We start from the raw sequence: 21,964 nt of genomic DNA, 5'->3' as shown, positions 1-21,964 counted from the left end.
CAAAACGAATGATTCGTTTTGGCTTTTTACTTTGTAGATTATACTCTATTTATTTCTGCTTTTTTCCAAAGCTTTTAATCTCTCATTTTGATCCTCAATAATCTTTATGAGCTGCTCTGTTTTCTTTTCTTGTCCTATGGCATACAAAGTCAGTTCCTCTACTTTCTTCAATAAAGCCATATTCATCTCTGCCAAATGGATTCCGTTTTTTTCAAATTCTTTTGCAGAAGGAACCTCTGGCAAATGGCTATTTTGATTTACATACGTCTCAACTTCTTTTAAACTTCTTAATTGATAATCATTTGAAAAAACATAATCCGGAGCCGGAACAGTTAAATCTACTTTTACTTCTTCTGAATGAATTTTTCCTTTTACAGCTAATTTAGCATCCGGATTTTCAGTTCCTATTCCTACATTGCCAGTTGCATTCCAAATACCTCCGCCAGACAAATACACATTCCCTTTAAATCTATTTTGATACGGAATTTCGACTGTCTTTGTACCATTCATGGCTTCATCAACTATCGTCCAGCCTTGAAACCAACTACTAGTTTCCTGCATTCCTTGCGCATAAGCACTTACCGTAAATCTTTGATAATAACTTTTATCATTTATAAAAATAACTACTTTCCCATTTTCATTACTTAAATAAACCGGAGGAGTGTAACTTCCTGATGAAGACATTCTAGGTTGGTGGAAATAATATGAAGAAGAATCACCTGCATCTGAACCGGTATGATATATATAATAAACAATAGTTAAGCTTATTGGTTCCGAACTCCCATAATTAAATCCCTTTATACTTATAGTTGGCAACTGACTGAATGGCAAAAAAGGAAGATTGGTTTTAATTTTTACTCCATTGACCGGAGTACCTTCGATTGCAAAATTTGCTATGTCATTATAATTTTGTGCATCGCTGATCGTCACAAAAAAGAATATTAGAATCAACAGATATTTTTTCATAATAATTTTAATAACCAAGGATTTCCCTTAAACTAATTACTGCTTATTTCTTTACTTTCAAAGTTTTATTTTCTTCTTTTAGAATCGCAATATCTTTTTTCATCTCAATCATATACAAAGTCAGCTCCTCAATTTTCTGTAAAAGTTTAGCATTCATTTCGCCAAGATTAATTCCATTTTTAAGAACTTCCTCCTCGCTTGGAATATTTTTCAAGTGTCCTTTTTCGGTAATCTGTTTTTCAACTTCTTCCAATGTTGGTAAAGTATACTCTTTTTTAAACACATAATCAGGCCAGCCTGACAGATCTACTTTTACCTCTCTGGAATGAATTGTCCCGTTTACATCTAGTTTGTTTACCGGATTCGTCATGCCAATTCCTATATTGCCTTCCGTGTTTATGCTTAATGCCTGTTTATCTGTACCCGAAGAAGAAACGATATTAAACAACATCGAATTTTCAAGTAATCTAATATATGAACCTCCTCTTGTTGTATTGAGCAAAGTCAATCCTCCCATACCAGTCTTAAAATTGTGTACGTTATTACCTATTCCTACTCCAGAATAGGTTAGTCCTGGTTCACTCGCCCAAAGCATTAGATCAGCTTGTCTTGCCTCATCTCCACCTCCCGAAGAATGCAATAAAATCCTAGCATCACCATGATTACCATAAACATGTAATTTATCTACAGGAGCGCTTATTCCAATACCCACATTCCCACTCACGCTTTGATTACCCGTAAAATCATTCTTCCCTTTTGTTGCCAATTCAATCCAGGGATTCCATACATTTTGGTCTCCATTCTTAGTCCTGAAAGAAATATGATTACCTCCATTTGGGCCATAATCTGAACTTATCTGAGTGTCATAATTATTTGCGGCAAATCCTCCGTAACTAATAAGAGCACCATTCCAAGGTGTTCCCGAGGTTGCATAAGAAAAAGTATAACCCGCCTTAAAAGTGTCTGCCGTACCAGGAGCCGAAATATTAGACGTTGGAGTTAAACTTTGTGCATTTGAGACAAAAACTGATGATGCAAACAATACTATTAGGTGAATCTTTTTCATTTTGTTTTATGTTTTAAAGTTTTTTCAAATTTTTCAAATTTTTTCTCCAAATCATCCAGCTTTTTATTTTCTCTTTGAAGATCATTTATTTTTTTGTTCTGCTCAATCATATACAAAGTCATCTCCTCAATTTTCTGTAAAAGTTTGATATTCATTTCGCCAAGATTAATTCCATTTTTAAGAACTTCTTCTTCGCTTGGAATATTTTTCAAGTGTCCTTTTTCAGTAATATGTTTTTCAACTTCTTCCAATGTTGGTAAAGTGTACTCTTTTTTAAACACATAATCGGGCCAGCCTGACAAATCTACTTTTACCTCTTTGGAGTGAATTGTCCCATTTACATCTAACTTATTTGTTGGATTAACCAATCCAATACCAACATTACCATTTGCCTGAATTCTCATCATTTCAGTATTTCCTGTAGCAAAAGCAATATTACCCGAAGAAAGACCCGACGACTGTATAGTCATTGTAGTCATTTCTGCTACCGGAGGCCAGGTTCCGTTTAATTTTTGATTTGTCAAAAAACTCAAGACCTGATTATTATCTTTTAAAATCAACTTAGACTCGGGTTTAGCTTCGCCAATACCAACATTACCAGTATCGGTTATAGTAAAACGATTCGTACACATTCCTCCCGGTACTCCACAATTTAAATTATCATAAGCCCAAAATTGCAAACTATTACCATATCCGCCAGTCATATTATAAATCATCCAGGCACTTGCACCTCCATTACTATTTTTAGAAGGATTTAATAGCTGTATGTGTCCGCCTGTATCACTAAACGCAGTACTGACTAGAGCGCCTCTGACGATGGCATTACCGTTTACGTCAAGTTTTTGTGAAGGATCATTAGTACCAATCCCTACATTTCCATCACTACCTCTCATATAAAGAATATTATCACGCTGTCCGTTTCCTGTATGCGCTCCAAATTTTATAAAACCTTTTGCCCCATCGAATCCCATATCCATTCTGGCAACATTTCCACTGTTAATAGAGCTATTATAAACTCCATCGTTAGTAATTTCTAAAGTGCCCACTCGTGAGGGATTTTGAGCGAAACTAACTTGTACAACAAATGTCACCATTAATAAAATAGTCTTTTTCATAATTCTTTTTTAGTTTAGTTGATAAACGAACAGATTAAGCTCCTTTATTTTTTTGCATAATCACCTCAACAAATAATTCATCCGTATTGGTCTTGTAATTTTTTTTCTTGACAAAGTTTAAATGTCTGATGGTTCCTAAGGCAGGATTATTTTCCACTTTATTGAGTAAAGCCAAACAACCATTGAAAGAACCTTCCAACGAAAAAATATAACTGGTTACCGTAAATCCTTTTTGTATTACTGCATGGGGTTCCTGAAAATCCACAATCTTCAATTTATAACTATCACTATAAGAAGTGAGCTGTTTTAATAAATCATTCTGAAAGGATTCAGAAATATTTACATCGTACTTTGCCAATGCCTGATCTAACTGTTTTTCTTTGTGAGCCAATTGCCCTACCAGTTTAGGCATATTACTATCTGCAGCTATCTGTTCTTGTTTGGTTTGATACTCTCTGTAATACTGTACTGTATTTGCTATTGCAAGCGAATAACAAAAATAAAGTACGACCAAAAAACCGGCGATAAGCAGTTTATTTTTTTTGTTTAACTTCATTTATCTCAACGTTAATTTAATCGAAAACGCCGTTTCATTAGCTTCATTTTTTCCAAAATGGGTTATCAGAACTTTATCTACCCAATTTAGTTTCTCTATTTCTTCAACCCAACGTGTAAAGGCCTCATTTGCGATTGTTGTTCCCGAAATTGCAATTGTTTTTTCGCGAACAAGGATAGGCTCTTCTAACTTTACTTTCTTCTCCAACGGATTAAAAGCCAATTCGGTTAACACTATAGAGGACGGAATTTTTCTCGCAATTTCATTGATCATTAAGGAACTTTGCGAAGTTGTTTTCCCCAGAATATTTTTAACTTTTTCTTCTTTGACAATAATTCGTTGTTTGAGCTGATTCACATCTTCAATAGAAGATTTGTTCACCAATAGTGTTTCAGCCGTTTCCTGAGCCAGTTTGTAATAATGGGAGAAAAAAAGAAAATTAAGCAGTAAAATGGCGAATAAAATTCCGACCATGACTTTTAAACCCTTATTAAAAAATACGTTCTGGTTGTAAGCATCATATAATTCGTCACTATAAGATACTACCGATCCTGTATTGGCGGTACCACCCATTATCATTCTCAATATACCCGAGAATGCCAATAACTGCCTGTTCTCGATCTGAAGATCATTTATATTGTAAACTATAGTCGAATCCTGGAAACCCGGAGTAACAATCTGATCCTGCTCCTGTCTTGATATCGTCTGATGATTCGTGCAAAATTCTGTTTCCTCGCTATAATTAACAATCTCAGCAATAGCACAAATACCAAGACTAATTCCTGCAATTTTTATCTTTTGCGCTTCGTAATTGGATACGATTTCATTCAAATAGGATCTTCTGGTTATGGCAATTACCGATTTTGCTTTTAATCTCCAGATTTCAAAATAAAACTCCTCCCAATTGGTATTCGGAAATGCTTTATGCAGTAACTTTTCATCCGAAGGATCTATACCCGCAACCTCTTTCTGAATAACCTGATTGGTATTGATAATTAAGAAAAAAGGCAATTTAGCATCCCATTTTTCTGCTATTTTTCCATTGTAATTGACTCTGTCTTTTTTGTCAATTACCAATCCTTCTTTTTTATTTTCTACAAGCAGCAACGAAACCTTGTCTTCATTATTTAAAGTGAAGTGCTCAACGCCTATATAGTGTTTGCCAAGCAAGAGGCTGGTTATTGATGGTAAGCCCATTAGTAAATAACAGTAGGTTTAATTAAAACGCTCAATTTTTTCTTTGAATCTTCTCGTTTGCGAGAGCTGAATATCCATTTAAGAATAGGAATTCTGGACAACAAAGGCACTCCTGATCCCGACTCATTTTTCACCGATTCTTCAAGACCTCCCAATACAATTAAATCCTGATCTTTCACTCTGATTATCGATGTAAACTCTCTCGAATTAATTCCCGGAGGAGCATCTTTATCTACTTTTTGTCCGTTAAAGCTTGATTGTATCACTTTTATATCCATTGTAATTTGTCCGTTACCGGAAACCAAAGGCATTATCGTTACTGATAACTCCGCATCAATAGGCTGGTAATTTTTAACCTCTGAAGCTTGTGGAATTTGCGATCCGTAAAAATTTTGATTGGTCACTACATAATAAGTGGTTTCACCTATAGACAAATAGGCTTTGTGCCCGTTTAGTGTTGACAACCTTGGGGATGACCTTATTTTTAAATTTCCATTGGTTTCCATAGCTTTCAGGCTTAAGTAAAAGTTAGGAACAACTTTTCCAATATTTAAGGACCCAAATCCGCTAAAACCATCAATGATGCTGTTAATTGTAGATGCTCCTAAATTAATATCGGCATTCGGAAACACAGTACCGGATGTTTTCACTGGCTTATCACCAATTCCGGCTTTAATTCCGGTTTCAACGGTAGCACTTCTGTTTACTTCCAGAAGCATAACTTCTATTAAAATAACCGGAACTGCTTTGTCAATATACTGTATAAAAGATTCGAATCTTTCGATACTTGCAGCCGGACCATTCACCAGGAAGCTGTTTAATTCTTTATCAATTTTTATATCTAAGTCTTTTTTAATTTCATTCGGAATAATTGTTAAAATTGATTCTGAAGGATTACTGCTAGAAGAAGAAGCACTACTATTGTTTGCGTTACTGTAATTGCTGTTTTGATTTTGAAAATTAGAATTACTCCTATTGTCTAATGAATTCGAATTATAGTTGGAGTTAGAATTGGAATTATAATTAGAAAAATTATTGGTGTTGTTGAGTCTTCCGGCACTTCTGCCCTCTTTAGACGGATCGCTTAAAATCTCAATAGAACGATGCATTAGCGGAATAGATTTGATGTTTCTCACCACTAACTGGTCTTTTGTACCAAAATAGTAAATCGACCCATTCTTCATAAAGGTGTAATTCCCCCCTGATGAAGATGACACAACCGCACCTGAATTATTATTATTAAATTGCTGTGAACTGTTATTGTTGCTGTTGTTGGAAGAACTACCGTCTATTTTAGTCTCGAATATTTTAACCAAAAGAGCATCAAAAGTAAAATTCTTTGCTTTTACAGTTGCATTACCTGCCCCTTCTAAAGGACTGGAGATAAACATATCAATATCTAATTCACGGCCTATGTCGTAGACTATACTTGAAATTGCCGTGTTTTCAAAATCCACATCCAGTAATTTCTTTTCTGCATCAACAACTGTGAAAAAAAAATTGGATTTTCTGGTGCGTTGTGGTTTATTCTGTCTTATTGCATTGTTAGGATCCGAAGTCCCTTCTGCAACAAAATTGCCTTCTGTTTTATCAAAAACATAAAAATTATCCCTCGATTTTGTCACGCTTAAATTATTGGCAAATGCCAGTTTATTCAAAGCAGCATCAAAAGGCATGTTTTTTATATAGACGGTTAACAACTGATTTTCAAGACCCGGAGCAAAGACTAAATTTTTAGCACTTTCATCCATAATTTTTCTAAAAACATCGTATAATTTATCGTCTTTTAAATTCAGCGAAAGCAAATTATTAGCCAAATCATAACTTACGTCTATGGCTTTTAAAGCAGGTATTTCTATAGGTTTAACATAAGATTTTACAGAGAGTATGTTCCCGGTAAAATCAATGGTTAAATTGTATTCTTTGCACAAAAAAATCAGCAGATCGCCAACCGTCACATCTGAAAAATTGTTCACAATGTTAATCTGACTTAAATTGGGAGCAACACTAATATTAAGTTTATGAACCTGAGAAACGGCTAATAAAAAACTGGATAATGAAGCTTCCTTAATATTAACATTAATTTTTTCGTTTAAACCCGGCGCATCAGCGGTAATCGATTCAATATGATTTTTAAGCTGTAAGATTCTATTTTCCTGAGAAAATGACATCTGGAAAATTAAGATTAAAAATAGGGTAATTATTTTTTTCATGAATTTATTTCAATTGTATAACTTTAAAAATAGGTGTATTTTACTACAAGAGTAATGAAAAAACTTCATCTACAGAAGTGATCCCCTCTTTTATTAATGACAGTGCATTGCGTTTTAGTGTAAAAATGTTGTTTTCTTCCATATAGTCATTAATATCAAGCTGGTTATTTTTGATTAATTTAGAAAGTTCACCATCTATTGGTAAGATTTCATAAATTGCTTTTCGTCCCGAATAACCGGTATGATAACAGTGTTCACAGCCTACAGCTACATGATGGGAGTTTAAATCAGTTGGAATTTCAAATCCAACTGGAAAAATGGAAGCCGAAATTGCTTCCTCTGATTTACAGGAATCACACAATTTACGAACCAACCGCTGTGCCACACTAATATTTAAGGTACTGGCAATTAAAAAAGACGGGATTCCCATGTCGATTAATCTGGATACTGTAGCCCAGGCCGAGTTGGTGTGAATGGTTGACAGAACAAGGTGTCCGGTCAAAGCAGCCCGAATCGCCATATTGGCCGTATTAACATCACGAATTTCCCCAACCATGATAATATCCGGATCCTGTCGTAAAAAAGTCCTAAGGGTCGTGGCAAAATCAAGCCCGATATTTTCTTTCAACTGTACTTGATTAATCCCTTCAAGCGTATATTCTATAGGGTCTTCAACTGTTAAAATATTAGTATTGGGTACATTCAATTTCTTTAGAGTAGCATATAAAGTAGTTGTTTTTCCTGACCCAGTTGGTCCCGAAATCAAAACGATACCATTCGGACGTTTAATATTCTCTAAATAGGCTCTCAATTCCTGCTCTGTAAAACCAAGCGAATTGATATCGATATGACTGGTATCTTTACTTAAAATACGCAATACTACTTTTTCGCCGTGTAAAGTAGGCAAAACGGATACACGGACATCAAAATCCTGATAATCTGTTACCATCGTAATACGTCCGTCTTGTGGCAAACGTTTCTCCGAAATGTCCAGCTGAGCCCGAATCTTTATTTTATTGACAATTACCGGATATTCTTCAACCGAAATATGAAACTGTTCTTTTAATTTTCCATCCAGACGAAAACGAACTCTGGCATTTTTTTCATAAGGTTCAAAATGAATATCACTGCTTCCGATTTCTTTTGCGTTTAAAACAATTTTTTCTAAAAAATCGGCGGTATAATGAATTTCTGAAACGCTATTGTTTGCTGTTTTTCTATAATTGGTACTTAGATAACGGTTTATATTTTCAGTAGAATCATTTTCTAATTCAACTTTAAAACTTAACAAAATTCCTAATTCGTTTTGCAAGCTTACAATATCAGGAGCATCTGTCTTTAATAAAACAATCTGATCCTTTTTTCCAACAGGAATAATCCGATAATAATAAGCCTGTTCTGATTTTACAAGCTGTTGAAACTCTATTGGAATATCGAAGTTCATCATAATTAATAAACGTATAAAAAAGTGCCATTACATAAAAAAGTCATTGCATATACCGCTCCAAAAAAAAGAGCCATATAACCCGCCAAAGGAACTGTCTCCTCCTCTTTTTTAATACTTAATACGAAATGCAGAAGGAGTGAAAACAGTAAGGCAAAAACAAACAGCACAATAAAAGATACGGTGGAAAAAGTACAGGAAATAAAGACAAAAAATAAGATGTCTCCTATTCCAATTGAATTTTTAATATTCAAATTACGCAATTTTAAATACAGAAAGCCAACACCTAGAATGAAAGACACCAGCAGTAAATTGACTCCCAAATTATAAATCGCAATATTTAGAGGTACAGTGTACAACTGAATTGCAAATGCCAAAATCCCGATAACGGGATATAAAAACCAATATACTAAACGACTCTTAAAATCCTGATATAAAACAATTGCAAATACAAGTATCAGTATAAGTTTTAAATACCACATCTAATCGTTTATAATTTGCTTGGGAACACCATTCTGATCAATCTCCCAAACGTTAAAAACACCATTCCCATTAAAATCAGTGATAGCCGTTGCTTTTACTTTAAAGGCATTATTATCAGATTGAATAATCTCATATACGTAGTTAGCACTACCATTTTCTTTTGTTGTTTTTGGAGCTTCAAAATCTATTTCCGAAAAATTGGGACTGTACTTCGAGTACATAAAATAGTATTGTTTTTCAGCATTATAAATCGCTTTTAATTGTACTTGTGCCTCAACACTTTTGGCTTTAGTAATTAAAGGCATCAAATTAGGCAGCGCAATTAAAAGTAAGATTCCTATAATAGCCAACACAATCAACATCTCCTGAAGGTTAAAAGAAGGTAGTTTTTTAAGGATATTTTTTTTCAAAACAAAATATAAATTAATTTGTACAAATATATCTTTTTTATTGAAAAATAAAGAGAGTAAAAATGAGAAATAATTTATTAATAATTACATAAAATTATAAGAAAATTTTTACTATAATTGTATGATTTTTTTAATGTTTGGGTTTTAATATAAATAAAATTTCCACGCTCTGCGAAGAGTTCTTTTGAAACAATGTGCGAACGTCTCCGACTTCACACCCGCAAAAAGCTTCGACAAAGTATAAAAACTCGAAACTTCGCCTCCCAGAGAGGTTTTACATTTTAAAATAGTAGCAAAAGAACCTTCTAAAAGCCGAAACCCAATAGGCTATAAAAGCAAAAAATAACCGTCGAAATCTACAGTATCAAAAATCTTAAAATAAAAATATTTTTTAACAGTCATTTACATCTATTTGACTAGTTTTGTTGATAAAATTTTAAGAAAAAAGAATCGATAGTAATTGTATATCAGAACTCTAATAAACAAAACTATCTAATTAAAAATCAGAGTTATGTTGAAAAGAATTGTTGTTTTGGTTATAATAATTTGCACTGCTTGCCAAACAACCAAAATTAAAAATGAAGAATATAAATTCTCCTCTTCAGTAGTAGAATTAGGAAGTATTGGTGAGTCTAAATTAACTTATAATCAAAATGTATTTGAAACCAAAGCTCTCCCTAAACTCCAAAATAATATTCGTGTTGAAATTGGCGTAGTTCCTTACAACAAGAAGTTAAACAAAATTTACAAATCGAAAGCTAAATACAACCAAAATCAAACTAAAGTAGCCTATATCGATAGCTTACCCATAAAACCGGAATTAGTAACGATTAAGATTTTGGATGTTGCTGGTTTAGTTCATGAAATAAATTCAGATTATAATACTGAAATTTTAAATCTATTGGTAAATACGCAGTCTTCAAAAATTATCTCAAGTCTGGCTGTTAGTTTGTCAACTGACGAAATCTCCAAAATCAGACAGGCCGATGCTTTTTATTTAACCAATAATGTGTATAAAAAATACAGTATCCTGATATTCAAATCCGGAAAAAAAATAGATGCGATCGATATCAATCCCGAAACCATTGTTGCCTATCAGGTAAGTTCGTTTTGCTGGACTACATCTGAAAGAGGAAAATGGTATGTAGCCGATATTGTAAAAGAGCATAGCAGTTGCAAAGGAATAACTGAAAAAAGAATCACCCCAAAGAAAAAAAACAAAAACTTATTTAACCTGTAGCTTAGTTAGTCCCTTCCCTTTTGGTTAAAGATCAAAAAATATTCAATTCTATTTTATCATGAATAAAATTTCATTTCTTAAATTCTCCTTTTTTATAATAATGCTAAGTTTTGTCTCTTGTGAAGAGATACTTCTGGTACCGGATATCTCTAAAAAAGAAGTAAGCCTTGTAGCTCCTGGTAACAATGTTGCACTTTCATCTTCAGGGGTAACCTTTTCATGGGATCTTGTTAAAGATGCAGAAAAATACAGGCTGCAAATTGCAACACCTAATTTTGATGCTCCACAACAAATAGTTCGCGATACTCTGGTGTCAAAGAGCTCATTTACGCAGCAATTAAACATTGGAAAATATGAATGGCGTGTAAAAGCGGTAAATAGTGGCTACGAAACTGCTTATACCAAACGAAGTTTTGAAGTTTTGAACAATAATGACTTTCAAAACAATACCGTGATCTTATTAACTCCTGCAAATAATTTAACAACGAAAACAGCGCTGCAAAAACTATCATGGGAAACAATTATTGGAGCAAGTTCTTACCAACTTCAGATATTAGACGAAAATAATACTTTAGTAAAAGAACAAAGTACGGCTACTACGGTGCTCAATTATACTTTCGATGAAGGAAAATATACCTGGAAAATAAGAGCCAGCAATGGTACTTCGCAAACTTTATATACTTCAAGGTCTATCCTTGTAGATACTAAAGTTCCGGCTACTCCCGTTCTATCAAGCCCGGTAAATGCCAGCACCACTACAAATACCAGTGTTAATTTTCAATGGAGCAGAACTCCTGTTGCCGGAAGTCCTGAAAAAGACAGTATCTATGTGTATACTGAAAGTGCGCTAACCAATTTGAACTTTAAAGACAAAGCTACTGCACCCTACAACAAAACACTTGCAAAAGGAACTTACTATTGGTTTATCAAATCATTTGATGAAGCGGGTAATGTAAGCCCAAGAAGCACTGTCTTTAATTTTACTATCAACTAAAAACGTTAAATCCAACAATTTTTTTCAAACACATTACAATAATAAATACTTCAAATATTGATAAAGATGCACTTTAATAAAATAATTACTTCTGCTTTAGTTTTCTTTTTTTCTTCGTTTCTTTTTGCGCAAACACATATAGACCAAAATGGTATAAAAACAAGCGTTATATCTGGATTGTCAGCAGTTGATATGCAGGCAAAAAGATATGAAATCGCCTCTGTTGGCTATAATTCTTACCACTGGCAAGCTGGAGGCCTGATCATAATAGAACTTTTTCAAGTTTCTTATGGCACTGGTTATGAAAGATACGTTGTTGAAAATGGTTTCCATCAAGGGGCTAATACCGGTTCGCCTGTTGCCAAACTTGTTGAATCAAACGGAATGTATCATTCCGGAAAAATTGTACTGGGCTCACCTACAGATTTAAGTACCAGTCTTGGTGACTATATCAACAGACGATTACCAATATTTTTCGATGTTCGAGATTATGCCACTTATAGAATTAAAATTACTTATTTACAAGAAAGGGTTGATGTCGTTACCGACAAAAATCAAATCCAGATTAATCAAACTCCAACTGGGGTTAATATACCAGATTTTTCGGCATCAAATGAACTAAATTATAACTTAATCTCAACTGGATATTTAAGAGTTAGCGGATTCGGAAACCATTATATCCAAAATGGGAATGTAGGAATTGGAACAATATCTCCTGACGAAAAATTAACTGTAAAAGGAAAAATTCATACCCAGGAAGTTCGTGTTGATATGACAGGACCACTAGTACCGGATTATGTTTTTGCAAATGATTACAAATTAAAATCACTGCAAGAAGTAGAAGATTACATCAACAAAAATAAACATTTACCTGAAATTCCATCTGCTCAGGATATTGAGAAAAATGGCCTTATGCTTGCCGAAATGAATATGAGTCTGTTGAAAAAAGTTGAAGAATTGACGCTTTATATGATTGAAATGAAAAAGGAAAATCAGGAAATGAAAAAAGAAATAGCTAACTTAAAATTAAACCAAAATAAATAAAAGAATGAAAAAGTTACTTTTATTGGTTTCACTATTTGCATTACAAGTAAATTTTGCACAAAATACCTATCCAACAACAGGAAGTGCTTATTACGATACCAGTTTGAAAATTGGAAAACAGGAAGCTCCTTCGGGCACAATTGCACAAATCAATCGTTTATCACTTCAACCTTATGGTCATACAGGTGGGCCATGGAATTTTAAGGCACGCGACAATGCCAGTATGGCATTTCTTGATATTGATTATGGAATCGGCGGATCTGCTTTAACAATTACCAGTGATAAAAACATAGGTATTGGCACAACAAATCCAAGTGAGAGACTAGATGTTTCAGGTAATGGATTTTTTAAAGGTGCAATTATTAGCTCTATTTCTGATGTTGGCGGTGGTCAAATTTAGCTTAAAAATTTTTCAAAAACGGCTAATGGGACAGCAAGTTCCTGGAATATTTATAATATGACTAGTGTTTATGGAAATAGTTTACAATTTTGGGCTTATGATAATTTAGGATGTGTGGAGGGCGGAATGTGCAGTAATCGTTTTACTATAATGGATAATGGAAATGTTGGGATTGGAACAGGAAGTCCATCAAACAAACTAGATGTAAACGGTACCATTCATTCTAGAGAAGTGAAAGTAGACCTGACAGGCTGGTCTGATTTTGTTTTTAAAAAAGAATACAACTTACCAACTCTTGCAGAAGTCGAAAAACATATTGCTGAAAAAGGGCATTTAGAAAATATTCCGAGCGAAGAAGAGGTTTTGAAAAACGGAATTAATCTGGGAGAAATGAATGCTAAACTGCTTCAAAAAATTGAAGAATTAACGCTTTATATGATTGAAATGAAAAAGCAAAATGAAAAGCAAAATGAGAACAACCACATTCTTAATCTTAAAGTAGAACAGATGCAGAATGAAATTAATAAATTAAAAACGAAATAAAATGTTAAAGACTAATAGAATTTTCTTTTTAAGTTCAATTATTGCCCTTTTACTAAATCTTTCAGTTTACGCGCAAACAAGTGGTCAGTTTGAGTTTACGCTTAACTCTTCCACATTTCCAAATAATACCCCAAATCAGGCTGTAAATATTCAATTTCCAGATATGCCTTTATGGGGTTGGATCGAAGTAAGTATAACTTCAAATTATAATGATCAGCTTTCCACCGGTAAGCTTACAAAACGTTTCGAAATAGGGCGTAATACCTCTGCTCAAGGCGGTTATTTTAATCAAACAACCGAAATCCCGGTTGCTTTCGGAAATGTCGCTAACCAATGGCATATTGGTGATTTTCAAAACAATACCACAAGTATTCCGATATACCATTTAGTTAGTACCGAAAATATGTTGACTATAACCATCAAAGGTGTCATGTCACTTACGCAGGATCTTAATTTGTTAAAAACTGAAACAAAAATAAGCCCCATACAAACAATTACTTTTTCAGGAACGCGTCAATATATGAGTATCATGCAAGATAGAGTTGGTATCGGCACCTCCGCTCCAGACGAAAAACTTACCGTAAAAGGAAAAATTCACACCCAGGAAGTTCGTGTTGATATGGCAGGACCACTAGTACCTGATTATGTTTTTGCAAATGATTACCAATTAAAATCACTGCAAGAAGTAGAAGATTACATCAATAAAAATAAGCATTTACCTGAAATTCCATCTGCTCAGGAAATTGAAAAAAATGGTTTGATGCTGGCAGAAATGAATATGAATTTATTGAAAAAAATAGAAGAATTGACTCTTTATTCCATTCAGCAGCATAAAAAAATTGACCAGCAATCTGAAGAAATTGAATCCTTAAAAAGTTTAGTTTTAAGGGTTGCCAAAATTGAGAAAGAGTTACGTCAGAAATAAAAATAATGAAAAATAAAAAAAACATATACATTCTTTTACCCATCGTGCTTATGGTTTGGGGCGCGGTCTTATTTCAGTTATTTTCTTTTACGAACTCTGACGAAATAGTTGCCGCCAATAACCCCGAATTAAGGATCAAACCCTTAAAATTGAATCAAAGGCAATCGTTCACTATTGATGTGAATTACAGGGATCCTTTTTTAGGAAAAATGTACTCAGAAAATAATGCTCCAAAAACGAAGGCAACCGGTTCTAAAACAGCCAAAGCTCCTAAACCAAAAGAAACTTTAGTCTGGCCAACTATTTTATACAAAGGCCTGATATCGGATACCAAAGAAAAAACTAAAGTTTTCATGCTTATCATTGACAACAAAAATTACTTCATGAAAATTGGTGATACTGAAAATGGAGTCTTCTTAAAAACTGGTGATAAAGAATCTGTTTACGTCAAATACAAAGGGAATCTAAATCTTATAATGCTGCAAGATTGAAATTAAAGCTTAAAATTAAATCCGGTGCATTACAATTTACTGTATTTGTAGCTGTACTAATTGCTTTGCTCTTAGCGGGTCTAATTCTTTACGCCTATACTTTTATTTATATGAAGGAGCAGTCAAAAGGTGCAATTGAAAATATTCAATTTGCCGACATGGGCATTTACTCCTTATTAGAACAGAAAGAACCCAGTACTGATACTACCCGTATTGATTTTATCAAAAAAGAAAATCAAATCGTAAAGGTTCATTTATCGCACTGGGGTATTTTTCAAAAAGGCATTTCTGAAGCACGCTTTCGAAAAAAGAAGTTTGTCAAATCGGCTATTATTGGCTCGCTTTTAAAAACCAATGAATCCCCTACTCTCTTCCTTCAGGAAACCCACAATGCTTTAACCGTGGTTGGTACTACAAGCATACGCGGAATTGCTTTTTTACCAACTCAGGGTGTAAATTCTGGCTATATAGCCGGAAACAGTTATTATGGAAAACAGCTCATTTACGGGACTATTAAAAAAAGTAGTGCTGAATTACCCAAGATAGGAAAAGCTGAAACAGATGTCATTCCGTATTATTTAAAAGAATACAAAATCAACAGTCAGGAAGATTATATCAACCTAAATGCATCGTCAAGAATCATCAATTCCTTTAAAACCAAAACAAAGGGATATTATACTATTGAGCCGATCGTTTTAGAAAACAAAGTACTATCCGGAAATATTATTATCAAATCGGAAACATCCATAAAAATTAAAAAGAACACGCTACTTAAAGACATCATTCTGATTGCTCCAATTATTGAAATTGAAGATGAGACTGTAGGCAGTTTTCAGGCGATCGCTTCTAAAAAAATTATCGTAGGAAAAAAATGCAATCTCAGTTTCCCATCAGCACTGGTTCTTTTTCAGGATAATAAAAACACTACAGCCGAAACTTCCAATCTTCCTTTTGAAAATCAAATTTTTATAGATAATGGAAGTATTATAAAAGGAAGTGTCTGCTACTTTCAAACCAAAGAACTATCCGATTTTAAAACTCAGATAGTCTTGGAAAAAGAGGCCAAAATAAGAGGTCAGGTGTATTGCAACGGTAACTTTGAGTTAAGAGGCAGTGTAGCCGGCTGTGTATACACCAAACAATTTATTGCCAATCAGGCAGGATCAATATTTGTGAACCATATCTACAACGGAACCATTGAAAATGAAAGTATTCCGGCAGTTTACGGCGGAATCCCTTTTGAGCAAGAACCTAAATCAGTTTTGAAATGGTTGTATTAAAAAAAATAAAATCGGCCACTTTGATTGAAGCTCTTGTAGCGACAGTGCTAATTGTAATCATATTTATAATTGCAAGTTTAGTACTTAACAACCTTGTGTTAAATACCTTTTCTAAAAACACACATGCAATAGAAAACAGAATAAGCGAACTGGAATATGAAGTTCAGAATCAGATTGTAAAATTACCATATCAGGAAAATTTCAAAGGCTGGGATATTCAGATTAACCAGGAAATTAAAGCTGCCAGAAAAACAATCTTTATTTCGGCCATAAACACCAATTCGAAAAAAGAAATTTCAAAACAACAAATAATATGGCAACAGGAAAATTAAAATCATTTACACTGTCCGAATTATTAGTCGTTATGATTATTACGGCAATAGTAGTGGGTATGGCCTTTAGTGTCCTTCGTTTGGTTCAAAAACAAATTCACGCCATACAAAGTAATTTTGACAAGACCAGTACATTGGCACTTTTTGAACAGCAGCTTTGGCAGGATTTTAATGATCCTTACACCGTAATTTTCGATGATTCGAATCAAATTTTAGTAATGACCTCAGAAGCCGATACAGTGATGTATTCATTTAAAGAGAAATTTACCCTGCGAAATCTCGATACTATTAAACTAAAAATTAATCCCAATAGAATCTTTTTTAAAGGAAAGGAAGTAAAATCAGGTCCAGTCGATGCATTATCCATATTTGCAGGTAATGAGTTACCCGATTATCAAATTTTCGTCTCTAAAAAAAATGATATAACCTTTTTTATGAATCAGGAAGATGGCCTTTAAAGTAGAAAATACCCCAAATAAGAAAACAACTCAATCTAAGAAAACAAATAGTATTGAAGAGTTGCTGAAAAAAGAAATTTCTCTTTTTGGTGACAGTTTTAATAATAAGAAAAAGCAGGCTTTTTATCAGGAATTAGCTGTTTTGCTTAAAGCCGGAGTAAGTTTTAAAGAAGGACTCTCTTTAATTGTAGAATCATTAAAAAAGAATACCGACAAAGAGCTAATTCAGTCCATACTCAATCAGGTGGTAAACGGAAAACCATTCTCTGAAGCCCTATCCGCTTCAAAATCTTTTACAGAATACGAGTACTACTCTATTCAAATTGGTGAAGAAACCGGAACTACAGCGCAGGTTTGCAATGAATTGGGTTATTTTTTCGAGCGCAAAAATGAACAAAAACGCATCATTGTTGCGGCCCTCACCTATCCCTCTATTGTATTGAGTACAGCCGTTTTAGTCGTTGTTTTCATGCTAAGTTATGTAGTACCAATGTTTCAGGATATTTTCAAACAAAACAACATGGAACTTCCCTTTTTAACTCAGCTAATTGTTCAGTTATCCGGTATGACCAAAACTTACGGAATTTACTTTTTAATAATTCTTATTGCCTTTATTTTCTCAACGCGATTCTTTAAAAACAATGCCCGATACAAACGAGCGTTGCACTATTTTTTAATCAAAATTCCGGTGTTAGGCGCCTTTATGACCAAAGTTTATCTGGCACAATTTACGCAAGCTGTAACATTGCTTACTACGGCCAAAGTCCCGTTATTGAATAGTATACAAATGGTCAAAAAAATGATACGTTTTGTACCGCTTCAGGAGGCATTAGCAGAAGTAGAAAAAAGTATTTTAAAAGGGAATAGTCTGAGTTCAAGTTTAAAAAATACACCTCTTTTTGATAACCGAATCATATCTCTTGTAAAAGTAGCCGAAGAGACCAACCAAACCGAATACGTTTTCAAACAATTAAGCGAACAATACAATCAGGAAGTGGTACAGCAATCTAAGATTATGACAACTGTATTGGAGCCCTTTATCATTCTTTTTGTTGGAGTTTTGGTGGCCGTATTATTAGTAGCGATGTATTTACCAATGTTTCAATTGAGCAGTGCAATTGGATAATTTCTTTCAGTTGATATCAGAGTTTCCTTTTCAATATAAAGAAGAAAACAGATTCATTACTAGTGCTTTTTGTTTCTTTTATTCCGGAATACCACAAGTGCCTGACCCTAAATAATTTGTTAAAAACTACATCAATTTATACGTCTTTTTTTATTATAATTACGTAGCTATTCAACCGAAAGCAAAACCAATATAACAAACTAAAAATCAACAAATTAAAAAAATATCTAGTCCAATAAAAGCAGTAACAAAGATAAATCATGAATAAAACACTACTAAAATCTTTATTAATATTCATTTTTTGGAATTCTACTTACAGTCAGGAAACCAAATTAAGCGCTGATTTACTAACATTTCCAGTTTCTCCTGAAGCAGCACGATTAGGGAATTATGAAGAGGTCCCTGTAAATTTATTTTACGGCAGATTGGAAAAAACCATTCCGCTTTTTAATGGTAAAGTTGGAGATTTTAATCTTCCAGTTCAATTAAGTTACAATTATGCTGGAAACAAATTAGAAGAAACTCCTTCAATAATTGGGCTCGGCTGGCAACTAAATTTAGGAGGAGTTGTTTCGAGGGAAGTCAGAGGCTTGCCCGATGAACATCCACGTGGTTATAATAATGCAGCAGTTAAGGAAATAGTAAATGGCTACATTAACAATTCTTCCCTTGTTTACCACAACGCTCAAAAAATAACTTCAGGATTCTATGATTCAGAAGCAGACCGCTATAGCGTAAGTGTTAATGGTATTAATTTTTCTTTCAAAATTGGATTAGATGGTACTCCTGCTTTTTTATCTAAACACGATAACAAGATACGAATAGTACGTAATGCAAATAACAGCCAGATTATCGAAGGCTTTATTCTGACGGACGCTAATGCCAATCAATATTTCTTTGATCAAAAAGAGATTAATGAACCTTTTCAAGGTTACAGTTCTTTTTTCGACGAAGGATTCCCTTCTTATACCTCAAGTTGGCAACTGTCTAAAATCAGAGTGAATAATGGTCAGGAAATTGCTTTTACTTACGATACTGATGACTTTAAAACTTATAGTTTTTATGCAAGTGTTGAAATAAGAAGCCGCATTCCATCTGTCCCTGATGTATACAATCAAGGCTGTACCAATGATATCATAAAAAGAAAAATTCTGAAATCTATTACCTGTCCGAATTTCAATATCAATTTTAATTATATAACACTAAACAATCAGGAAGTTTATAATCAAATGCTTGTTAAGGACATGAATAACAAAAGTGTGTATTCATATGATTTTACTTATTCATACAATAGGAATTTGTTAGATAAGATAATGAAGAACAATCAACTTTTTTATGGATTTGATTACTATGATAAAGATTTACCCGAATTTACAAATTCCATTTATAATCATCCAAAAAATCAGGACGAATATGGTTTTGCAAATGGTGCTGATAACCTTTATCCTATTTTTGCCTATGGAACGAATTATAATGCCAATAAAAACCCAAACTTCGGATATACTGTAAAAGGAGCTTTAAGAGAAATAAAATATCCAACGGGAGGCACAACAAATATATATTACGAACAAAATTCGACAGCTAGTTCTTATGGTAATGGCGAAGATGAACCAAATGTTGGTATCAATTTGAAATTTAAATCTGATTTTTTACCGGATGCTCCCTCCACAAAAGAGGATATATTTATCAAAACTTTTGATACTGATGTAACCGCAACCCTAAGTCATTTTATAGAAAATGTAAATTATGTTGATTTAAGTATTAAGAAAATTTCGGGTGGAAGTGCACCAGGTACAGACACTACTACCCCATACTATTTATTAGTTCAGCGGGAACGAATTGTTACTGGAAGCGAAACTCCTTTAATATCAACACAGTTAAATGAAATCTCACAGCACGATAGCAACTGTTTGAATTTTAATAATTGTGAATCAAACAAAGACAGTGGTGGGAAATTTAGAATTCCCGCAGGTACCTACGAGTTTAAATTTAGAACAGACTACAATAGAACGCAAAATGTTAAGGCTTCCATTACCTTGAATTTTTATGACGCTGCAGTTGCACAATTTGTACAATATAAACCTACGGCTATGGTTGGGGGAATCAGAGTTAGTAAAATAGTAGACAGCCCATTAGAAGGTGAGCCAATAACTAGAAACTACGACTATACAAATTCTGATGGAGCTTCCAGTGCAACTACTTTTATGCATACCTCTTTATCCGATAAAATCATGTCAAAAGAAACTTGTTGTGCAGATAGTGGCCAGTTTCATCTACCCGTAATTCCTAATGTTATAACGGTAAGTTCAAAATCGCATAATTTATCCATGCAAAATAACTCTCCTGTAGGGTATCTTTCAATAAAAGAGTCTCCGATAAAATCTGAAACTATAAAACCTGCAAAGTTTCTTTGTAGAAATTGCGGAGGTAATTTTGGTTCCAATTGGGACAACACACCAGTATACAAATACCTTCCGGGAGTATACGGAACCAAAACAATAGTTTACCCAAAGGGTTATAAACAAACTGACTATTTTAATGCAATAGTAAAAGGATCTGATTATCCTTCAATACCAACCGGTAATGATTTAAGTATTGGAATAGAAGAACGTAAAACTGTTTTTTCTAGTAATGACCTTACCACTACTAATAAAACACTAACAGAAGAAGCTAATTTGTATCTTGATACCGATAATACAAACTATACACCGGTTGATGTAACAACCAATCCAAATTATCCGAAAAGTTTAAAAATGGCATATAAAGTTAAACTTATTGATGGCTCACAACCCGTTTTACCTTTTACTCTTAATGACTTCTTCTATTTTAAAATTTATAAAGAATTTGATGTAGAACGATTTATCTACAACAAAAAAACAACCGAATATTATAATAATCAGCCAGTAGAAAAAAACATGACTATTGAGTACAATTCCCATTTTAAACAAAAGAAAATTACGACCTCCTTTAATACGAATACTATTCATACTAATGAATTATTCTATCCATATGACTTTACTGATGTTGTTTCACTGGATATGGTAAATAAAAACTCTATTTCACCTCTGGTAAAAATTATAAACAAAACAAACGGAGAGCTTACAGATCAGTATAAATATGACTTTACTTCTGTTTCTGACAATTTTAAACCGCAATTTTTATATAAGAGTAAAGGAAATCAATCTTTAGAAAAAAGAATGTACTATAGTTATGATGAATTTGGAAATATTGTTTACACAGGAGCGGTTTCATCAGATAATGCGATACCTCGTTTAACAACTACCGAATCTAATATTAGAATCATATGGGGGTACAACAAAACCCTGATTGTGGCAAAAATAGAAAACGCTGCTAATATTAATATCCCGGCAAATTTAATAACTGCAATAGAAACGGCATCTTCAGGAACTGGAAATGAGGCCTCTTTATTATCAGCATTAGATGCCCTTCGTAATGATTCTTCAGTAGCCAATACACTTGTGACCACTTATACCCATATTCCATTGGTGGGAATAAGCACCATCACCGATCCTAAAGGTGATAAGATCACCTACACCTATGACGGTTTAGGAAGACTCAAATTTGTCAAAGACAAAAATGATAAGGTCCTTTCTGAAAACCAATACAATTACAAACAATAAACCAGAAGCATCATGAAAAAAGCAATTAAACTCCTTTTGG

At 33.6% G+C, this 21,964-nt stretch carries 21 protein-coding genes; 12 read left to right on the top strand and 9 right to left on the bottom strand.

Features of this window, described 5'->3' with window-relative positions; all coding sequences use genetic code 11:
- Nucleotides 1-45 precede the first annotated feature (45 nt).
- Genes ACN1CN_RS21655 through ACN1CN_RS21615 form a run of 9 tightly spaced genes read right to left on the bottom strand, consistent with a single transcriptional unit; the run spans nucleotide 46 to nucleotide 9,450 of the window.
- On the bottom strand, nucleotides 46-966 hold the full coding sequence (locus ACN1CN_RS21655; RefSeq protein ID WP_291287727.1) for a tail fiber protein: 921 nt from the start codon (nucleotides 964-966) through the stop codon (nucleotides 46-48).
- Between the two features lie 43 nt (nucleotides 967-1,009).
- A complete protein-coding gene (locus ACN1CN_RS21650; protein WP_419137600.1) occupies nucleotides 1,010-2,032 on the bottom strand; it encodes a hypothetical protein in 1,023 nt (340 codons plus the stop codon).
- Nucleotides 2,029-3,147 (bottom strand): hypothetical protein, encoded by a 1,119-nt coding sequence (locus tag ACN1CN_RS21645; RefSeq protein ID WP_419137599.1) that lies wholly within the window; start codon nucleotides 3,145-3,147, stop codon nucleotides 2,029-2,031. Before ACN1CN_RS21645 ends, ACN1CN_RS21650 begins: the two co-directional genes overlap by 4 nt.
- Nucleotides 3,148-3,181: 34 nt before the next feature.
- Nucleotides 3,182-3,703 (bottom strand): hypothetical protein, encoded by a 522-nt coding sequence (locus ACN1CN_RS21640; protein ID WP_419137597.1) that lies wholly within the window; start codon nucleotides 3,701-3,703, stop codon nucleotides 3,182-3,184.
- Nucleotides 3,704-4,900, bottom strand: coding sequence for a hypothetical protein (locus ACN1CN_RS21635; protein ID WP_419137595.1), 1,197 nt, complete (start codon nucleotides 4,898-4,900; stop codon nucleotides 3,704-3,706).
- On the bottom strand, nucleotides 4,900-7,113 hold the full coding sequence (locus ACN1CN_RS21630) for a type II secretion system protein GspD (RefSeq protein WP_419137593.1): 2,214 nt from the start codon (nucleotides 7,111-7,113) through the stop codon (nucleotides 4,900-4,902). The genes ACN1CN_RS21635 and ACN1CN_RS21630 overlap by 1 nt, the downstream gene beginning before the upstream one ends.
- A 43-nt stretch (nucleotides 7,114-7,156) precedes the next feature.
- Entirely contained in the window at nucleotides 7,157-8,560 is a 1,404-nt protein-coding gene (locus ACN1CN_RS21625; protein ID WP_419137591.1) for a GspE/PulE family protein, read from the bottom strand.
- 2 nt (nucleotides 8,561-8,562) lie between these two features.
- Nucleotides 8,563-9,039, bottom strand: a complete 477-nt coding sequence (locus ACN1CN_RS21620; RefSeq protein ID WP_419137589.1) for a hypothetical protein — start codon at nucleotides 9,037-9,039, stop codon at nucleotides 8,563-8,565.
- On the bottom strand, nucleotides 9,040-9,450 hold the full coding sequence (locus ACN1CN_RS21615) for a prepilin-type N-terminal cleavage/methylation domain-containing protein (RefSeq protein ID WP_291287718.1): 411 nt from the start codon (nucleotides 9,448-9,450) through the stop codon (nucleotides 9,040-9,042).
- A gap of 511 nt (nucleotides 9,451-9,961) precedes the next feature.
- Between ACN1CN_RS21615 and ACN1CN_RS21610 the strand changes: the two genes are divergently transcribed.
- The 12 genes from ACN1CN_RS21610 (at nucleotide 9,962) to ACN1CN_RS21555 (ending at nucleotide 21,924) form a co-directional block, all read left to right on the top strand.
- Nucleotides 9,962-10,690, top strand: coding sequence for a hypothetical protein (locus tag ACN1CN_RS21610; RefSeq protein WP_419137587.1), 729 nt, complete (start codon nucleotides 9,962-9,964; stop codon nucleotides 10,688-10,690).
- Nucleotides 10,691-10,748: 58 nt separating this feature from the next.
- Nucleotides 10,749-11,684, top strand: coding sequence for a hypothetical protein (locus tag ACN1CN_RS21605; RefSeq protein WP_419137585.1), 936 nt, complete (start codon nucleotides 10,749-10,751; stop codon nucleotides 11,682-11,684).
- Nucleotides 11,685-11,750: 66 nt separating this feature from the next.
- Nucleotides 11,751-12,728, top strand: a complete 978-nt coding sequence (locus ACN1CN_RS21600; protein WP_419137583.1) for a hypothetical protein — start codon at nucleotides 11,751-11,753, stop codon at nucleotides 12,726-12,728.
- 4 nt (nucleotides 12,729-12,732) lie between these two features.
- Nucleotides 12,733-13,128 (top strand): hypothetical protein, encoded by a 396-nt coding sequence (locus tag ACN1CN_RS21595; RefSeq protein WP_419137581.1) that lies wholly within the window; start codon nucleotides 12,733-12,735, stop codon nucleotides 13,126-13,128.
- Nucleotides 13,129-13,185: 57 nt separating this feature from the next.
- A complete protein-coding gene (locus ACN1CN_RS21590) occupies nucleotides 13,186-13,671 on the top strand; it encodes a hypothetical protein (protein ID WP_419137579.1) in 486 nt (161 codons plus the stop codon).
- A gap of 1 nt (nucleotide 13,672) precedes the next feature.
- Nucleotides 13,673-14,596 (top strand): hypothetical protein, encoded by a 924-nt coding sequence (locus ACN1CN_RS21585; RefSeq protein WP_419137577.1) that lies wholly within the window; start codon nucleotides 13,673-13,675, stop codon nucleotides 14,594-14,596.
- 5 nt (nucleotides 14,597-14,601) lie between these two features.
- On the top strand, nucleotides 14,602-15,087 hold the full coding sequence (locus tag ACN1CN_RS21580) for a hypothetical protein (protein ID WP_419137576.1): 486 nt from the start codon (nucleotides 14,602-14,604) through the stop codon (nucleotides 15,085-15,087).
- Entirely contained in the window at nucleotides 15,084-16,367 is a 1,284-nt protein-coding gene (locus ACN1CN_RS21575) for a hypothetical protein (RefSeq protein WP_419137574.1), read from the top strand. The genes ACN1CN_RS21580 and ACN1CN_RS21575 overlap by 4 nt, the downstream gene beginning before the upstream one ends.
- The gene (locus ACN1CN_RS21570; protein ID WP_291287862.1) at nucleotides 16,355-16,699 is read left to right on the top strand and encodes a hypothetical protein; all 345 of its coding nucleotides are present in this window, start codon (nucleotides 16,355-16,357) and stop codon (nucleotides 16,697-16,699) included. The genes ACN1CN_RS21575 and ACN1CN_RS21570 overlap by 13 nt, the downstream gene beginning before the upstream one ends.
- On the top strand, nucleotides 16,681-17,157 hold the full coding sequence (locus ACN1CN_RS21565; RefSeq protein ID WP_419137572.1) for a PulJ/GspJ family protein: 477 nt from the start codon (nucleotides 16,681-16,683) through the stop codon (nucleotides 17,155-17,157). Before ACN1CN_RS21570 ends, ACN1CN_RS21565 begins: the two co-directional genes overlap by 19 nt.
- Nucleotides 17,147-18,283 carry a type II secretion system F family protein gene (locus ACN1CN_RS21560; RefSeq protein WP_419137569.1) on the top strand — a complete coding sequence of 379 codons (1,137 nt, stop codon included), beginning with the start codon at nucleotides 17,147-17,149 and terminating at the stop codon, nucleotides 18,281-18,283. Before ACN1CN_RS21565 ends, ACN1CN_RS21560 begins: the two co-directional genes overlap by 11 nt.
- 260 nt (nucleotides 18,284-18,543) lie before the next feature.
- Nucleotides 18,544-21,924, top strand: coding sequence for a hypothetical protein (locus tag ACN1CN_RS21555; RefSeq protein ID WP_419137567.1), 3,381 nt, complete (start codon nucleotides 18,544-18,546; stop codon nucleotides 21,922-21,924).
- Nucleotides 21,925-21,964: the final 40 nt, after the last annotated feature.

This window comes from Flavobacterium sp. T12S277, from assembly GCF_048514875.1.
GTDB lineage: Bacteria > Bacteroidota > Bacteroidia > Flavobacteriales > Flavobacteriaceae > Flavobacterium.
This window is presented reverse-complemented; position numbering and strand designations above follow the sequence as displayed.

Coding starts and splice junctions, on each gene's coding strand:
- ACN1CN_RS21655 (WP_291287727.1), bottom strand. CDS start 966: ATGAAAAAATATCTGTTGATTCTAATATTCTTTTTTGTGACGATCAGC.
- ACN1CN_RS21650 (WP_419137600.1), bottom strand. CDS start 2,032: ATGAAAAAGATTCACCTAATAGTATTGTTTGCATCATCAGTTTTTGTC.
- ACN1CN_RS21645 (WP_419137599.1), bottom strand. CDS start 3,147: ATGAAAAAGACTATTTTATTAATGGTGACATTTGTTGTACAAGTTAGT.
- ACN1CN_RS21640 (WP_419137597.1), bottom strand. CDS start 3,703: ATGAAGTTAAACAAAAAAAATAAACTGCTTATCGCCGGTTTTTTGGTC.
- ACN1CN_RS21635 (WP_419137595.1), bottom strand. CDS start 4,900: ATGGGCTTACCATCAATAACCAGCCTCTTGCTTGGCAAACACTATATA.
- ACN1CN_RS21630 (WP_419137593.1), bottom strand. CDS start 7,113: ATGAAAAAAATAATTACCCTATTTTTAATCTTAATTTTCCAGATGTCA.
- ACN1CN_RS21625 (WP_419137591.1), bottom strand. CDS start 8,560: ATGATGAACTTCGATATTCCAATAGAGTTTCAACAGCTTGTAAAATCA.
- ACN1CN_RS21620 (WP_419137589.1), bottom strand. CDS start 9,039: ATGTGGTATTTAAAACTTATACTGATACTTGTATTTGCAATTGTTTTA.
- ACN1CN_RS21610 (WP_419137587.1), top strand. CDS start 9,962: ATGTTGAAAAGAATTGTTGTTTTGGTTATAATAATTTGCACTGCTTGC.
- ACN1CN_RS21605 (WP_419137585.1), top strand. CDS start 10,749: ATGAATAAAATTTCATTTCTTAAATTCTCCTTTTTTATAATAATGCTA.
- ACN1CN_RS21600 (WP_419137583.1), top strand. CDS start 11,751: ATGCACTTTAATAAAATAATTACTTCTGCTTTAGTTTTCTTTTTTTCT.
- ACN1CN_RS21595 (WP_419137581.1), top strand. CDS start 12,733: ATGAAAAAGTTACTTTTATTGGTTTCACTATTTGCATTACAAGTAAAT.
- ACN1CN_RS21590 (WP_419137579.1), top strand. CDS start 13,186: ATGACTAGTGTTTATGGAAATAGTTTACAATTTTGGGCTTATGATAAT.
- ACN1CN_RS21585 (WP_419137577.1), top strand. CDS start 13,673: ATGTTAAAGACTAATAGAATTTTCTTTTTAAGTTCAATTATTGCCCTT.
- ACN1CN_RS21580 (WP_419137576.1), top strand. CDS start 14,602: ATGAAAAATAAAAAAAACATATACATTCTTTTACCCATCGTGCTTATG.
- ACN1CN_RS21570 (WP_291287862.1), top strand. CDS start 16,355: ATGGTTGTATTAAAAAAAATAAAATCGGCCACTTTGATTGAAGCTCTT.
- ACN1CN_RS21565 (WP_419137572.1), top strand. CDS start 16,681: ATGGCAACAGGAAAATTAAAATCATTTACACTGTCCGAATTATTAGTC.
- ACN1CN_RS21560 (WP_419137569.1), top strand. CDS start 17,147: ATGGCCTTTAAAGTAGAAAATACCCCAAATAAGAAAACAACTCAATCT.
- ACN1CN_RS21555 (WP_419137567.1), top strand. CDS start 18,544: ATGAATAAAACACTACTAAAATCTTTATTAATATTCATTTTTTGGAAT.